Origin of the sequence: Streptomyces sp. NPDC102270 (assembly GCF_044766405.1) — a bacterium.
GTDB lineage: Bacteria > Actinomycetota > Actinomycetes > Streptomycetales > Streptomycetaceae > Streptomyces.
In genome coordinates this window covers 192,669-207,670 of sequence record NZ_JBIWLX010000017.1, presented here as the reverse complement: position 1 = coordinate 207,670, position 15,002 = coordinate 192,669, and the positions used below count along the sequence as shown (strand labels likewise).

The following is a 15,002-nucleotide window of genomic DNA, read 5'->3' as shown; positions in this document are numbered from 1 at the left end:
CGAAAGAACCCCCAATCCGTGTGACGCAGCGAACATCTCGCCGGGACCCCCTGTCGAAGAAGCCATACCGGCGGGTAACGTCCGGGCAGTCCAGTCGTGCTCAGCATTCAACTACCGAATCCCTGAGCACCTGCCCGAGCCTTGGACCGACCGTCGCATCACACAACGTCGTGGCGCCGGCGCCCTATGAGGAGCAGCAGTCTTGCGCGAGTTCAGCCTTCCGGCTTTGTACGAGGTCCCTGCGGACGGCAATCTCACCGACATCGTCCGGAGAAACGCCGCGCAGCATCCCGACGTAGCCGTCATCGCCCGCAAGGTGGGCGGTCAGTGGCAGGACGTGACGGCCACGGCCTTCCTGGCCGAGGTGCACGCCACCGCCAAGGGGCTCATCGCCTCCGGCGTCCAGCCGGGCGACCGGGTCGCCCTGATGTCCCGCACCCGCTACGAGTGGACGCTGCTGGACTTCGCGATCTGGAGCGCGGGCGCGATCACCGTGCCGGTGTACGAGACCAGTTCGCCGGAGCAGATCCAGTGGATCCTCGGCGACTCGGGCGCGACCGCCTGTGTCGTGGAGCTGGACGGTCACAGCACGGCCGTCGAGTCGGTGCGCGACTCGCTGCCCGCCCTGAAGCACGTCTGGCAGATCGAGGGCGGCGGGATCGAGGAGCTGGCCCGCGCCGGCAAGGACATCAGCGACGCGGCCGTCGAGGAGCGCAGTTCGCTGGCGAAGGCCGACGACCCGGCGACCATCGTCTACACCTCCGGCACCACAGGGCGCCCCAAGGGCTGTGTGCTCACCCACCGCAGCTTCTTCGCGGAGTGCGGCAACATCGTGGAGCGGCTGCGCCCGCTGTTCCGCACCGGCGAGTGCTCGGTCCTGCTCTTCCTGCCGCTCGCGCACGTCTTCGGCCGGCTGGTGCAGATCGCGCCCATGATGGCGCCGATCAAGCTGGGCATGGTCCCGGACATCAAGCAGCTCACCGACGAACTGGCGGCCTTCCGGCCGACGCTGATCCTCGGCGTCCCGCGCGTCTTCGAGAAGGTCTACAACTCGGCGCGCGCCAAGGCGCAGGCGGACGGCAAGGGCAAGATCTTCGACAAGGCCGCCGACACTGCGATCGCCTACAGCAAGGCCCTGGACACCCCGTCGGGCCCGTCACTCGGCCTGAAGATCAAGTACAAGACGTTCGACAAACTCGTCTACAGCAAGCTGCGGGCCGTGCTGGGCGGTCGCGGTGAGTACGCGATCTCCGGCGGTGCCCCGCTGGGCGAGCGCCTGGGGCACTTCTTCCGCGGTATCGGCTTCACGGTCCTGGAGGGCTACGGCCTGACCGAGTCCTGTGCCGCGACCGCGTTCAACCCCTGGGACCGTACGAAGATCGGCACGGTCGGGCAGCCGCTGCCGGGCTCGGTGATCCGGATCGCGGACGACGGCGAGGTGCTGCTGCACGGCGAGCACCTGTTCAAGGGCTACTGGAACAACGAGGCCGCGACCGCCGAGGCGCTGACCGACGGCTGGTTCCACACCGGTGACATCGGCACCCTCGACGAGGACGGCTATCTCAGGATCACCGGCCGCAAGAAGGAGATCATCGTCACCGCGGGCGGCAAGAACGTCGCCCCGGCCGTGATCGAGGACCGTATCCGGGCGCACGCGCTGGTCGCGGAGTGCATGGTGGTGGGCGACGGGCGGCCGTTCGTGGGCGCGCTGGTCACCATCGACGAGGAGTTCCTGGGCCGTTGGGCCGAGGAGCACGGCAAGCCGGCGGGTTCCACCGCGGCGTCGCTGGCCGGGGACGCGGACCTGAACGCGGCGATCCAGGCCGCGATCGACGACGGCAACGCCGCGGTGTCGAAGGCGGAATCGGTGCGGAAGTTCCGCATTCTGTCCTCCCAGTTCACGGAGGAGACGGGCCACCTCACGCCCTCGCTGAAGCTGAAGCGGAACGTGGTGGCGAAGGACTTCGCGGACGAGATCGAGGCGATCTACGCGAAGTAGTACGCCTTCTGACGAAGCGTCATGGCGCGGTGTCCTCCACGAGGACCCGCGCCATCGTGCGTTCGGCGAGGGCGGTGATGGTGACGAACGGGTTGACCCCGATGTTGCCGGGGATCAGCGAGCCGTCGGTGACGTACAGCTTCGCATAGCCCTTCACCCGGCCGTAGTTGTCGGTCGCTCTGCCCAGCACGCAGCCGCCCAGCGGGTGGTAGGTGAAGTCGTCGGCGAAGACCCTGCTGGGGGAGCCGAAGAGGTCGTACCGGTAGATGGTCGAGTTGGCGGAGTTGATCCGGTCGAAGAGCTTCTTGGCCATGCTGGAGGAGACCGAGCTCTGCGCGCTGCTCCAGTCGAGGCCCAGCCCCCCGCTGCCGTACGAGAACCTGGCGCGCTGCGGGTTCTTGGTGATCGCCAGATAGAGGCTGACCCAGTGCTCGAGTCCCGTGGGTAAAGGCGCGATCTCGGCGAAGACGGGGTTGTCGGTGTTGGCCCAGTCGTCGATGCCCATGACCGGCATGGTCGACTGGTTGGCGCCGACGGTGTCCCAGAGGTGGTTGGCCCGTCCGAGCATCGTGTTGCCGTTGGGCCCCCAGCCGTCCCCGACACTCGCGTCCAGCGCCGGGAGGGTCCCCGACTGCCGTGACCTGAGCAGGAGTTCGCTCGTGCCGAGGCTGCCGCCGCCGAGGAACAGATAGGTGCAGCCGTACTGCTTGGTCTCGACGACCGCGCCGGTGTAGTCGATCCGGTCGGCGGTCAGCACCCAACTGCCGTCGCCCGCCCGGCTGATGCCGGTGACCTTCTCCATGGTGTGGATGGTGACGTTGCCGGTGCCGAGCGCGGACGCCAGATACGTCTTGTCGAGGCTCTTCTTGCCGTGGTTGTTGCCGTAGATGACCTCCTGGCCGAGGGCCGACTTGGTGACGGTGCCGGCGGCCTCGCGCTGCATGTAGCCGAAGTCGTAGACGCTGGGCACGAAGGTGGTCTTCAGGCCGGTGTTGGTGGCGTGCTTGCGGGAGACCCGGCTGAACCGGTACCACTCGGTCGACTCGAACCAGGCCGGGTCGATCGTGTTGACGCCGAGCATGGCGCGGGCGCGCGGGAAGTACGTGCCGTACATCTCGGCGGTGTCGACGGTCGGGAACTGCTCGGCGAAGTAGGACTGGAGCGGGGTGACCGCCATCGAGCCGTTGACCAGGGAGCCGCCGCCGACCCCGCGGCCCACGAAGACGGACATGTTGGAGAAGCGGACGCGGTCCAGGACGCCGGGGTAGGGGTTGATGTCCTTGTTGACGACGTCCAGCCACAGGAAGGTGGCCAGCGGCGCCTCGGTGCGGGTGCGGAACCACATGGAGCGCTGGTCGGGGTTGGCGGTGTTGCAGAAGACGTTGCCGTCGGGGCCGGCGGTGTTCCAGAGCCGGCCCATCTCGAGGACGAGGGTGCGGATGCCGGCCTGGCCGAGGCGGAGGGCGGCGACGGAGGCGCCGTAGCCGGAGCCGACGACGATGGCGGGGGCGGACTCGACCGCGGCGGGCTCGTCCGCGCGGGCCGACTGGAGCCCGACTCGGGTGAAGCCGAGAGTGGCCGCCGTCTGGAGGGCGGCCATACCAAGGATCTGACGTCTAGTCAGCTGACGCTGCATCAGTTTTGCTGTCATGCGCGCAGCATCGGCGGATTATCGGCCTCCGGCTATACCAACGTCTTCAACTTTTCCGCCAACAAATCCCATCGCCACTTCTCCTCGACCCACTCCCGTCCCCGCTCCCCCATGCGGCTCCGCAGTTCCGCGTCGCCGAGGAGGACGACGATCCGCTCGGCGGTCTCCTCGACCGACCCGCCCCGCACGACCCACCCGGTCTCGCCGTCGAGCACGGCGTCCGGGGCGCCGCCCGAGTCCCCGGCGACGACGGGCAGGCCGGTCGCGGAGGCCTCCAGGTAGACGATCCCGAGCCCCTCGACGTCGAGTCCGCCCCGGCGGGTCCGACACGGCATCGCGAAGACGTCCCCGGCGCCGTAGTGCGCGGGCAGCTCGGCCCAGGGCACGGCTCCGGTGAAGCGGACGGAGGCGGCGACCCCCGTCTCGTGCGCGAGCCTGCGCAGGTCCTTCTCGTACGGCCCGCCGCCGACGACCAGCAGCACGGCGTCGGGCTCCTTCGCGAGGATCCGCGGCATGGCGAGGATCAGCGTGTCCTGCCCCTTGCGCGGCACGAGCCGGGACACGCACACCACCACCGGCCGGTCCGTCAGCCCCAGCCGCGCCCGCACGGCGTCGCCGCCCGACCCGGGATGGAAGATCTTCTCGTCGACCCCCGGCGGCAGCTGCACCATCCGTGCGGCGGCCGCCGGGGTCAGCGCGGCGGCGATCCTGGACCGCGTGTACTCGCCGAGGTAGGTGATCGTGTCGGTCGACTCCCCGATACGGCCCAACAGCTGTCGCGCGGCGGGCAGTTGGGCCCACCCGGCCTCGTGCCCGTGGGTCGTGGCCACCAGTCGCCGGGCCCCCGCCCTCCTGAGCGCCGGCGCCATCAGCCCGAGCGGCGCGGCCGCCCCGAACCACACCGACGTACAGCCGTGCTCACGCAGCAGCCCGACCGCCTTCCGGGTCGCCCCGGGCGTCGGCAGCAGCATGGTCGTGGCATCACGTACGACGGTGAAGGGCTGCTCGGCGTCGAAGGCGGCGGTCGCCTCGACGCCCTCCCGGCTCCGCTTCCAGGTGGAGGCGTAGACGACCAGCCGCTCGGGGTCGAGGCGCAGCGCCATGTTGTGCAGGAACGCCTGGATGCCACCGGGGCGGGGCGGGAAGTCGTTCGTCACGATCAGGGTCTTGTGCATCGCGGCCGAGACTACCGAACCGGCTGCTCACAGCCGGGCGCGGCCACGTTTATGGCACCCTCACAGGGGAGCGGGACATCATGTTCCCCTCAAGAGCGCGAGCGAACGGCAGGGGATCACGTGGAGACGAAGGCCGGACGGCGGTCCCTGACGTGGCTGCTGCTGACCTGGGGCGTGACCAGGCTGCTCCTCCTGCTCTGGGTCTTCAAGGTGTACGTCTTCCCGGGCCCGGACGTCACCAGTGACGTGTCGGTCATCTACCAGGGCTGGTACGACGTCCTGCGCACCGGAACGTTCCCGCAGTCCGACGTGACCTGGCAGTATCCGCCGGCCGCGGCCCTCGCGATCCTCTCCCCAGCGCTGCTGCCCTTCCTGGAGTACACGCAGGCCTTCTTCGTCCTCGCCTTCGTCGCCGACCTGGCCGCCCTCCTCCTGCTGCTGTACGCGGGCCGGCGTCCCGGGCGGCGGCTGCGGGGAGCCTGGGTGTGGGTGGCGGGCGTACCTCTGCTCGGCCCGACCGTCTACTCCCGCTACGACGTGATGGTGACCGCGGTGGCCATCGCGGCGGTCCTCGCGGCCGCCCGGCATCCGAAGGTGGCGGGGGCCCTGGTGGGCTTCGGGGCGCTGCTGAAGGTGTGGCCGGCGCTGATCCTCGTCGGGATCCGCAGGCGCAGCGTCTGGGCCTCGGCGGTGGTGACGGTGGTCGTGGTGGCCGGGTTGTTCGCCGTGGCGATGCCCGGGGCCTTCGCCTTCCTGACCTTCCAGCGGGAGCGCGGCACCGAGGTGGAGTCGCTGGGCTCCCTGGTCTTCCACATCGCCCGCCGGCACGGCTGGGACGGCTCGGTCCTGCTCAACTACGGCTCGGTCGAGTTCCTCGGCCCCTGGGTGACCGCCGTCAGCACGGCCGCGCTCGCACTGACCGGCATGGCCTTCGGACTGCTGTTGCTGTGGCGGCTGACGGCCACCCGGTTCGAGGCGCACACGGCGGCCGACGCGGCCCTGGTGGCGGTGCTGATGTTCACCACCACGAGCCGGGTGATCAGCCCGCAGTACATGGTGTGGCTGGTCGGCCTCGCGGCGGCCTGTCTGTGCTTCCGGGCGAGCCGGATGGGCCTGCCGGCCGTCCTGGTGCTGGCGGCGTGCTTCGTGACGGTCCTGGAGTTCCCGATCTGGTTCGCGGACGTCGTGGGAAGCACCCCGCGCGGCATCATCCTCCTGCTCGTGCGCAACGGCCTGCTGGTCCTCGCCACGGTCATCGGAATGCGCGAGCTGTGGCGGTCCACGGTCCCGAAACAGACCCCGCCGCCCCCGGTACCGGATCAGCCCACCACTCCGGCCCGCGAGACCTCGACCTCGTCCTGAAGGCCGGCGGATCGAGTTGTTGGGTCAGTCGAGCTGATCCCGCAGGTACTCCCGCCACGCCGCGGTGAAGGTCTTCAGGTCGGTGTCGAGCACCTTGTCCATGGCCTGCTCCACCGCCCCCGGCCGCTTCTCGTGCGTGCCCACGGCCCGGTAGAACTCGCCCAGCTTCGCCTCGCCCCACCGGTCCGCGATCATCCGGCAGGCCATCCAGCCGCCCTCGTAGGACATCGCGAGCCCGGACGCGCTGCCGTCGAAGCCGAAGTCCGCGTCGGAGGGCAGGGCCGTGGGCACCCGGCCCGCGGACACGGCCTCCGCCAGCTCCGGCGCGGCCTCGGCCGGGGTGCGCCCGGTGCCCCGGTAGCCGACCCAGTCGGCATACCCCTCCGACAGCCACAGCGGTGTCGCGGCGGTGGTGTCGGCACGAGTGGCGACATGGGTGGTCTCGTGGGTGAGCACGACCTGCCGGCCCAGGGTGCCCAGCAGGCCGTACGCGTCGGGGTTGACGATGATCCGGTCCGCGGGCGCCTGCGCCGGGGCGCCCGTCTCACCGGTGGTGACCGCCGCGATCCCGCGGTACGAGGAGGCCGGCGAGCCGAGCAGCCCCGCCATCGCCTGCAGGGACCGCGGTACGAGCACGACGACGTGCCGGGACCACGTGGTGCCCCAGGCGTCCGACACGGCGGGCACGGCGTGGTCGGCCAGGTCCGCGAAGGAGTGCAGCCTCTCGCCGGACTGGCCGACGCCGAGGACGATGCTGTGCCGTCCGCGGACGACGGTCACCTCGCCCTGGTCCCACAACTGCTGCGGAGCCTTCCTCGCCGGCTTCTCGTCCTTCACGTACCACTGGCCGGCCGCGTCCAGGGAGAGGTCCACGGTGCGGGCGACGGTGACGGGGGCCTGGTCGTAACCCTGCACCTGGTAGCGGAGTTCGGCGTCGGCGGTGGCCGTGGCGCCGGTGCGGTGGACGCCGGTGACCTTGTAGGCCCAGGAGGCGAGGGGCACCGCGCTGACGTCCTCGAACCAACTCGCGGTACCCGTCTCGGCGATGCCCGCCTCGTCACGGTCCAGGACGGCCGCCGCCCGCCGGTCGAGGACGCGCTGCACATCGGCCCTGGCGGTGTCGGTGGCCGTCGGCCGCCCGCCGCAGGCCACCAGCGAGGTGAGCAGCAGGCACAGCACCACCACACCGTGTTTCGGCACCCGCCTTCGGCCAGCCATGTTTCCCGATCGTACGGGCAGGGCGGCCGTCGGTCAGGGGCGCGTGACCGTCGCCCCCGGCATCATGCCCACCGGGTCGTAGCGCACCGGGGCGCCGGGGTACGGGGCATGGACGACCTGGCCGTTGCCGACGTACATGCCGACATGACTGGCATCGCCCCGGTAGGTGACCAGATCGCCGGGCCGCGCCTGGGAGAGCGGCACCTGGCGGCCGGAGTAGCGCTGGGCCTGCGAGGTGCGCGGGAGGGAGACACCGGCCTGGGCGTACGACCACTGCATCAGGCCCGAACAGTCGAAGGCGCCAGGCCCGTTGGCGCCCCACACGTACGGCTTGCCGATCGCGGACTGCGCGGCGGCCACGGCGGCGGCCGCCCGGCCCGAGGGCGCGGCGGCACCCGAGAGGTCGGGCATGTCGGAGCGACCGGAGCGGGAGGCCCGGTCGTAGGCGGCGCGCTCGTCGGACGGCAGGGAGTTGAGCAGGGCGCGCGCCCTGGCGAGCTTCCTCTCGACGGTCCGCTTGTGGGAGGCGACGGCCTTGCGGCTCTTCTCCAGTTCGCCGAGTTTGCGGGCCGCCTCGCCGCGCTCCTGGGCGAGTTCGCGCATGGCGTCCTGGAGGTCCTCGAGCTCGCCCGCCTGGCGTGTGTTGATCCGGTCGAGGACGGCCGCCTTGTCGAGGTAGTCGTCCGGGTCGTCGGAGAACAGCAGCGCGAGGGAGGGGTCGAGGCCGCCGGAGCGGTACTGGGCGCCGGCCAGCGAACCGAGCGCCTCCCGCATGGAGTTGATGCGCTCCTGCTGGCGGGCGATCCCGTCCTGTGCGGTGCTGACCTCCTCGCGCAGCGAGTCGGCACGCTCGTCGGCCTTGTTGTAGGCCTCGGTGGCCTGCTCGGCCTGCTCGTAGAGGCGGTCCACCTCGGCCCGGGTGCCTTCGGAGGGAGCGGCGGCGGCCGGTACGGCGCCGAGCGCGGCGGCCGCCGCGGACAGCACACACAGAGCGGCACCGGCGCCCCGGTTGAACCCGGACGTCTGGACAAGGCGGCGATGGAACCCCACGGGAAGCCGCGCTCCTTCCACTGGCGGACACGGACGTTCCCCGGTGAGGGGAAGCGCGGCCGACAGTAGCCCCGCGGCAGGGGCGTATCCAACGACCTCCGCGGGCACACAACGTGACGCCCCGCCCAAGACGCAGGTCATGGGCGGGGCGCGGAGTCAGTTGTGGTGATCGTGATTCGCCCGAACGGGCGGCGAGTCGTCGTGATCTTGGGCAGGTACGGGGCTCAGATCCGCACGCCGAACTGGAACGGCATGTTGTTGATCGACTCGTAACGCACGACCGTGCCGGTGCGCGGTGCGTGGATGACCTGGCCGTTGCCCGCGTACAGGGCGACGTGGTGCAGGTCGCCGTAGAAGATCACCAGGTCGCCGACCTTGAGGTCGCTCATGCTGTAGATGCGCGTACCGGCGTTGGCCTGGGCCTGCGAGGTGCGCGGGATGGTGATGCCGGCCTGCGCGTAGGCCCAGGAGGTCAGGCCCGAGCAGTCGTAGGAGGCGGTGCCGGTGGCGCCGTAGACGTACGGCTTGCCGAGCTGGGTCTGGGCGGCGTTGAAGGCCGCCTGGGCGCGGGCGGAGGAGGCGGGGGCGTCACCGAGGTCCACGCGCTCGCTCGCGGAGCGGCTGGCGCGGGCGTCGGCGGCGGCGAGGGCGGCCTTCTCGGCGGCCGTCAGCGAGTTGAGGAGCTTCTGCGCCTCGGCGAGCTTGCCCTGAACGGACTTCTTCTGCTTGGCCAGTTCGGTGCGGGTGCTCGCGAGGTCCTTGAGCTTCTCGGAGGCCTCGGCGCGGTCCTGGGCCAGCTCGCGCTGCTTCTCCTGGATCTTCTTCAGCGCCTCGACCTGCTGGGAGCTGAGCTGGTCCGCGGTGGACGCCTTGTCCAGGTAGTCGTCCGGGTTCGACGACAGGAAGAGCTGGAGCGAGGAGTCGATGGTGCCGGTGCGGTACTGCGCGGCGGCCGCGAGGCCTATGGAGTCCCGCAGTTCGTTCAGGTCGCCCTGGCCGCGGGCCACGTTGTCCTGGATGGTGGAGATCTCCTTCTGGAGCTTCTCCTGCTTCTCCTTGGCGCCGTTGAGCTTCTCCGTGGCCTGCTCGGCCTGCTCGTACAGGGCGTCGACCTTCGCCTTGACCTCGTCCTTGCTCGGCTTCTCGCTCGGCGCGGCGTTGGCGGCATTGGCACTGAGGGCCACGGCGGCAGCGGCTGCGGTCGTGAGCACGGTCACGCGCGTACGGCTCGGCTGCTTGGGTCGACGGTGGGACGCCACGGAGGTGAACTCCTTCTTTTGAGTGATCACCCGCTCGGAGGTTCGAGAGCAGACCCTAGTGACCTTACTGTGATCAGTTCAAATCCTCAGGAGCAAAATCTCGTCACGCCATGCATTCTTTGCACATAACTCACATGCAGTGAGGCGGCCTTGACACTACGTTGCGTGACGATACGGCCAATTCGGTCATTCAGCCTGGAACTTGATGTTTAGGACAGGCGCTTCAGGAGCACCGCGGAAGCGACCGGCCGGGCCCCCGCCTTGGCGATGCCGTCGGCGACCTCGCGGTCGGTGGAGGCGACGATCACCGGCCGTCCGGGGGGCTCGGCGCGCACCAGCTGGCGGATCAACTCGTCGGCGGTGACGCCCGCCTTGGAGAACAGCACCCGCACCCCGCGCGGCGGCGCGAGCAGCACCGGCGCGGCGAGCTCGGCCCCGTCGAAGACACAGGTCACCTCCGCCCCGGTCTGCGCGGCGAGCTGCGAGAGCTGTCCGAGGAGCCTCAGGCGCTGCTTCTCCAGCGGCATCTGGGGATAGCCGGTCTTGGTGACGTTGTAGCCGTCGACCACCAAGTGCGCCTGGGGCAGGGCGAGAAGCTGGTCCAGGATCGCGGGGTCGTTCTCGGACAGCGCCCGCGCGGCGATGTCCTTCGGGGTCATGCGGCCCGGTTCGACCGCGTCGACCGTCTCGGCGGGCCGGACGGAGACCGGCGGCAGGGCCAGTTCCCGGCGAAGTCCCTGGGCCGCGTCCAGAACGGTGTCCAGAAGCAGACGCACGCGCATGTCCTCGACACTGCGCCCCTCCCGTGCCGCTCTGCGCGTGGCCTCCAGAGCGGCCTCCGCCTCCCCCAGGCGTGCCTTCAGGCGCCGCGACTCGCTCTCGGCGACGGACACCTGGGCCTGGCTCTCGGCGCGTACGGCGTCCATCTCGGCCTGCAGCTTGCGCAGGGCCGCCTCACCGCGCTTGACGTCACTGAGTGCCGCGCGCAGCTTGCGGTGAAGCGATTCGGCTTCCTTCTTGGCGGACTCCAGCTCGGTGCGCAGCCGCTCGGTGTCGGCGCGCGTCTGGTCGCGGGCGGCCGCGAGCTGCTCGCGCAGCCGCTCCAGCTCGGCGCGGCTCTCCTCGTCGGCCCGCTCGGCGTCCGCCCGCTGGGCCTCCTCGCCGGCCGCGGTGACCAGCTTGACCCAGCCGGTGGGACGCAGCACATAGGCCGCGGCCGCCACATCGAGCGGGTCCGCGGCCGGGGGCGGGGAACCGGAGTCGAGGGCGCCGGCCAGCTCCGGCTGGACCTCTCTGAACTTCTCCCCGATGCGCTGGCGGAACAGCGGATCGGTCTCCAGCGCGGCCGCCATCGCGTTGCCCGCGAACTTGGCCCGCCGGTTCGGTGCGAAGCGCGCGTACTGCCTGAGCTGGGCGGGCAGTTCACCGACGGTCAGCCCGCCGAACCCCTCCGAGACGATGTGCACGACCCGGCGCCGCACACCGTCGGGCAGCGGACGGTCGAGGACCTCGGCGGCGGCGCCGTCGCCCGGCTCCCCGCCTTGTGTCTCCACCATCCGTCACACCCCATCACTGTGCGGGGCCGGCCCTGTCAGGAGCCGGCGCCCGGCCTGTCCACGAGTTCCACCTGGTCCACGGCGTTGCACCAGCGGCACCGCACCGACTCGATGGTCTCACTGACCACCTCGCGCTCCTCGACCTTCGGCTCTCCCGCCAGGTCGAGGTGGACGTACTCGACGACCTTCGACGAGCGGGTCACGTCGAAGCGCGTGAGGTTGCCACAGAGGGTGCAGCGCCACCGCGTCGAGGCGGTCGGGAGGGGAACCGTCATCGTGGCTGTGCTCTTTCCTACTAGCCATTGTCCGTGACACACCGGCGGCCCGGTGCGTGTGGCTCGTAACCCTAAGGCCTGGCGGGTACTCGCCGCTCGGGCGTCCACAGGACCTGTCCGGCGGCGAGGCGCTCTGTGCGGTTGCGTCCCGTTACGCCATGCTCTGTGTTCATGATCCGCAACTGGAGGGTGACGGTCGGTGCAGCGAACGGGCCGCTGTGGGGGCCGGCTCCGGTCACCTACGGCCTGATCGCCCTGTGCTGTCTGGTCTTCGTGATCGGCCCCGCCTCGGGCCTCGATCCGGCCTACGGCTCCGGGGACGCGGCCCTGGCCGCCCAGCGGGCCTACTTCCACCGCTGGGGCGTGGTCCCCGCCGAGCTCTTCGAGGGCTCGCCCGCTGCCGCCCTCACCCCGGCCACCGCACTGTTCGTGCACGGCAGCTGGGTGCACCTGCTGGGCAACATGCTCTTCCTCTACGTCTTCGGGGTGATGACCGAGGAACGGATGGGCCGGCTCCAGTTCCTCCTCTTCTACGTCGGCAGCGGCTACCTCGCCCTGCTGGGCTACGCGGCCGCCAACGCGGACTCCGAGCAGTCCCTGGTCGGTGCCTCCGGGGCGATCTCGGCGGTCCTCGGCGCGCTGCTCTTCCTGTTCCCCGGGGCCCGGGTGACCAGTCTCCTGCCGTTCCTCTTCTTTCTGCCGCTGCGCTTCCCCGCCTGGGTCGTCCTCCCCTTCTGGGCGGCGCTGCAGTGGCTCGCCGCGGGCCGGGCCTCCGACGGCCCCGGGGTGGCGTACCTGGCCCACCTGGTGGGCTTCGGCCTGGGCCTGGTCTTCGCCTGGGCGCGTTTCGGCCGTACCACTGCTGTGTCTTCCCGGGGGACGACCCCCGGACCCCCGGCAGGAAAACCGGGCCGACTGGACCGCGAGTAGGGTGAGAGCCCTGCCACCGGCCCCCGAGGGAGAGAACCAGCCGTGATCACCGCGATCGTCCTCATCAAGACCAGCGTGGACCGGATCCCCGAGATCGCGGAGCGGATCGCCGCGCTGGAGTCCGTGAGCGAGGTCTTCTCGGTCACGGGCACGTACGACCTGATCGCCATGGTCCGGGTCAAGCGGCACGAGGACCTCGCCGAGGTCATCCCCGGCAGCATCAGCAAGATCCCGGGCGTGGAGGCGACCGACACCCACGTGGCCTTCCGCACCTACTCCCAGCACGACCTGGAGGCCGCGTTCGCGATCGGCCTCGACAGCTAGGGCCTGTCCCTAGGAGCCGAGCGCGAGCACCGTGATGCCGTCGGCGGTCGCGGCGTACACGCGGCCGTCCCGGACCACCGGACTCTGGGTCCCGACGGACGTGCCGCCCTCGACGCGCCGGTGCCAGGTCTGCTTTCCCTCGCGGTTGACGCCGTAGAGCGTCGAGCCGTGGCGTACGTAGACGGTGTCGCCCTGGACGGTGGGGTCGCTGTACTGGCGTCCGTCGTCGGTGAACCGGAAGGACCACGCCGTCGATCCGTCGGCGGGATCCAGGGCGACCAGTTCGTAGTCGGACGCGGTGACGCCCACGTCGCCGAAGGGCACACAGGCGAAGTAGCGGCTGCCGTACACCTTGTCGTTGGTGCAGTCCCACAGCGGCTTGCCGGTGCGGCTCAGGCCGTGCAGCATGTCCTCGCCGCCCGATCCGACCATCAGCGTGTCGCCGACCAGCGCGGGACGGCCGGTGTCGAGGCCGGCCTTCGTCGCCCAGAGCCGCTTGCCGCTGGTCGCGTCCAGGGCCTGGACCTGGTCCCCGAAGGTGCCGACGTACACCACGCCGCCCGCCACCAGGGGCTCGCTGGTGGGCGCCGGTCCGGTCGACGTGGACCAGCGCACACTGCCGTCGGGGGCGTAGGCCCGCACTCCGCCCGCGTCCGAGCCGTCGCCGTAGGACACCAGGACCAGCCGGCCGGCGGCGACCGGGAACTGACCGTTTCCGGCGAACCGCCTGGTCCAGCGGACCTTGCCGCCCCGGCCGAGCGCGCACAGCTTGGAGGAACCCTCCTGGCCGTCCTCCAGCAGGCAGTACACGCCGTCGGCGGTGGCGAGCGGGGACATGGCCTCCGCGCCGAGCGAGGTCCGCCATACGGTCCGCCCGTCCAGGTCCAGCGCGTGCAGCGCGCCGTCCGTGCCGCCGACGTACACCCGCGTGCCGTCGGGCGAGACAGCCGCACAGGGGCCGCGCCGCCCGCCGAGGCCCTGGACCTTGTACTGCCAGCCCGTCGCCGGCGTGCCCGGGGCCGCCGCCCGCGCGGATCCGCCCGGCGCGTCCCGCAGCCACAGCCACCCGCCCAGTCCGCCGGCCGCCACGACCCCGGCGCCGCCCGCCACGGCCCGCAGCACCCGGCGCCGCGACGGCGGGGCAGGGGCCGGTGTCACATCGGTGACCGCGGGGATGTCCGTGGCGGTCGGGGGTGCCACGTACTCGACGCGGCTCTCCCGTTCCCCCGAGTCGTGCCCGGGAACCCAGCGCGCCCCGCTCCGCACGGTCTCGGGCTCCTTCACGGCACCGGGTCCGTACCACCCCGGCCGCAGGCTCTCGCGCAGCGAGGCCGTGGTGTGCCCCGCGGCCGCGACCAGCTCCGCGGGGGTCGGCCGGGCGCCGGGGTCGTCCCGCAGACACGCCTCCACCAGCGGCAGCTGCTCCTCCGGTACGGCGGACAGGTCCACGTCACCGGTCAGGATCCGCAGCAGAACGACTGAATCCTGCCCCTCGCCGAAGGGTTCCTTGCCGCCGGACGCGTAGGCGAGGACCGCGCCCAGGGAGAAGACGTCACTGGCCGGCACCACCTGGGCGCCGTTGCGGATCTGCTCGGGCGAGAGATAGCCGACCGAGCCGACGACCACCCCGGTGCGGGTCAGGGCCGTGCCTTCCAGGGCCCGGACGATCCCGAAGTCGATGACCCGGGGGCCGTCCGGCGCGAGCAGGATGTTGGAGGGCTTGAGGTCCCGGTGCACCAGCCCCTTGGCGTGGATCGCGGCGAGCGCCTCGGCGAGCGCGGCCGCCAGCAGCCGTACCGCGTCCGCGGGCAGCGGTCCCCGGTCGAGCACGGCGTCCCGCAGGTTGGGTCCCGCCACGAACTCGGTCGCCATCCAGGGACGGGCCGCCTCGGTGTCGGCGTCCACGACCCGCGCGGTGTAGGTGCCCGCCCCGCCGACGGTCTGCGCGGCCCGCACCTCGTGCCGGAACCGGGCACGGAAAGTGCGGTCTTCGGCGTGTTCGGCCCGTACGACCTTCACAGCGAGCCGCAGCCCGCCCCGCGCCTCGGCGAGATACACCTCGCCCATGCCGCCGGACCCGAGTCTGCCCAGGACCGCGTAGGGCCCGATGGCCGGCGGGTCCGTCTCGCGCAGCTCCTGCACCCCGTGCTCCCCCTGCTTTCCGTACGGTTGCTGAGGGGAGCGTATACGCGCGGTGGACTCC

Annotated in this window: 12 protein-coding genes; 4 read left to right on the top strand and 8 right to left on the bottom strand. The window is 71.2% G+C overall.

From position 1 onward, the window contains the following. Positions 1-202: 202 nt before the first annotated feature. Positions 203-1,999 carry an AMP-dependent synthetase/ligase gene (locus ACIRP7_RS33090; protein WP_403666777.1) on the top strand — a complete coding sequence of 599 codons (1,797 nt, stop codon included), beginning with the start codon at positions 203-205 and terminating at the stop codon, positions 1,997-1,999. Positions 2,000-2,018: 19 nt separating this feature from the next. On the opposite strand, the gene ACIRP7_RS33085 is transcribed toward ACIRP7_RS33090, so the two are convergent. Both ACIRP7_RS33085 and ACIRP7_RS33080 read right to left on the bottom strand, forming a co-directional pair. Next, positions 2,019-3,599 (bottom strand): GMC oxidoreductase, encoded by a 1,581-nt coding sequence (locus tag ACIRP7_RS33085; RefSeq protein WP_403666774.1) that lies wholly within the window; start codon positions 3,597-3,599, stop codon positions 2,019-2,021. Positions 3,600-3,682: 83 nt separating this feature from the next. Further along, entirely contained in the window at positions 3,683-4,825 is a 1,143-nt protein-coding gene (locus tag ACIRP7_RS33080) for a glycosyltransferase family 4 protein (protein WP_403666771.1), read from the bottom strand. Between the two features lie 120 nt (positions 4,826-4,945). Between ACIRP7_RS33080 and ACIRP7_RS33075 the strand changes: the two genes are divergently transcribed. Then, on the top strand, positions 4,946-6,187 hold the full coding sequence (locus ACIRP7_RS33075; protein ID WP_403666768.1) for a glycosyltransferase 87 family protein: 1,242 nt from the start codon (positions 4,946-4,948) through the stop codon (positions 6,185-6,187). Between the two features lie 24 nt (positions 6,188-6,211). Here ACIRP7_RS33075 and ACIRP7_RS33070 read toward each other — a convergent pair whose 3' ends face one another. The 5 genes from ACIRP7_RS33070 to ACIRP7_RS33050 form a co-directional block, all read right to left on the bottom strand. Continuing rightward, complete coding sequence (locus ACIRP7_RS33070; protein WP_403666765.1) at positions 6,212-7,405, bottom strand: hypothetical protein; 1,194 nt, start codon at positions 7,403-7,405, stop codon at positions 6,212-6,214. Positions 7,406-7,438: 33 nt separating this feature from the next. Further along, complete coding sequence (locus ACIRP7_RS33065) at positions 7,439-8,455, bottom strand: NlpC/P60 family protein (RefSeq protein ID WP_403666762.1); 1,017 nt, start codon at positions 8,453-8,455, stop codon at positions 7,439-7,441. Positions 8,456-8,679: 224 nt separating this feature from the next. After that, the gene (locus tag ACIRP7_RS33060) at positions 8,680-9,714 is read right to left on the bottom strand and encodes an NlpC/P60 family protein (protein ID WP_352382980.1); all 1,035 of its coding nucleotides are present in this window, start codon (positions 9,712-9,714) and stop codon (positions 8,680-8,682) included. A 209-nt stretch (positions 9,715-9,923) separates the two neighbouring features. Continuing rightward, the gene (locus ACIRP7_RS33055) at positions 9,924-11,270 is read right to left on the bottom strand and encodes an NYN domain-containing protein (protein WP_403666758.1); all 1,347 of its coding nucleotides are present in this window, start codon (positions 11,268-11,270) and stop codon (positions 9,924-9,926) included. A gap of 35 nt (positions 11,271-11,305) precedes the next feature. Continuing rightward, complete coding sequence (locus tag ACIRP7_RS33050; RefSeq protein ID WP_037719539.1) at positions 11,306-11,545, bottom strand: hypothetical protein; 240 nt, start codon at positions 11,543-11,545, stop codon at positions 11,306-11,308. 171 nt (positions 11,546-11,716) lie between these two features. Here ACIRP7_RS33050 and ACIRP7_RS33045 point away from each other — a divergent pair, with 171 nt between their 5' ends. Then, positions 11,717-12,475, top strand: a complete 759-nt coding sequence (locus tag ACIRP7_RS33045; protein ID WP_403666755.1) for a rhomboid family intramembrane serine protease — start codon at positions 11,717-11,719, stop codon at positions 12,473-12,475. Positions 12,476-12,517: 42 nt separating this feature from the next. Then, positions 12,518-12,799 carry an Lrp/AsnC family transcriptional regulator gene (locus ACIRP7_RS33040; RefSeq protein ID WP_007381475.1) on the top strand — a complete coding sequence of 94 codons (282 nt, stop codon included), beginning with the start codon at positions 12,518-12,520 and terminating at the stop codon, positions 12,797-12,799. Positions 12,800-12,808: 9 nt separating this feature from the next. On the opposite strand, the gene ACIRP7_RS33035 is transcribed toward ACIRP7_RS33040, so the two are convergent. Continuing rightward, entirely contained in the window at positions 12,809-14,941 is a 2,133-nt protein-coding gene (locus ACIRP7_RS33035; protein WP_403666751.1) for a PQQ-binding-like beta-propeller repeat protein, read from the bottom strand. Between the last annotated feature and the right edge of the window lie 61 nt (positions 14,942-15,002).

Bases quoted from the DNA above. Each gene is read 5' to 3' on its own strand.
- ACIRP7_RS33085 (WP_403666774.1), bottom strand. From the start codon at position 3,599: ATGGCCGCCCTCCAGACGGCGGCCACTCTCGGCTTCACCCGAGTCGGG.
- ACIRP7_RS33080 (WP_403666771.1), bottom strand. From the start codon at position 4,825: ATGCACAAGACCCTGATCGTGACGAACGACTTCCCGCCCCGCCCCGGT.
- ACIRP7_RS33070 (WP_403666765.1), bottom strand. From the start codon at position 7,405: ATGGCTGGCCGAAGGCGGGTGCCGAAACACGGTGTGGTGGTGCTGTGC.
- ACIRP7_RS33055 (WP_403666758.1), bottom strand. From the start codon at position 11,270: ATGGTGGAGACACAAGGCGGGGAGCCGGGCGACGGCGCCGCCGCCGAG.
- ACIRP7_RS33050 (WP_037719539.1), bottom strand. From the start codon at position 11,545: ATGACGGTTCCCCTCCCGACCGCCTCGACGCGGTGGCGCTGCACCCTC.
- ACIRP7_RS33045 (WP_403666755.1), top strand. From the start codon at position 11,717: ATGATCCGCAACTGGAGGGTGACGGTCGGTGCAGCGAACGGGCCGCTG.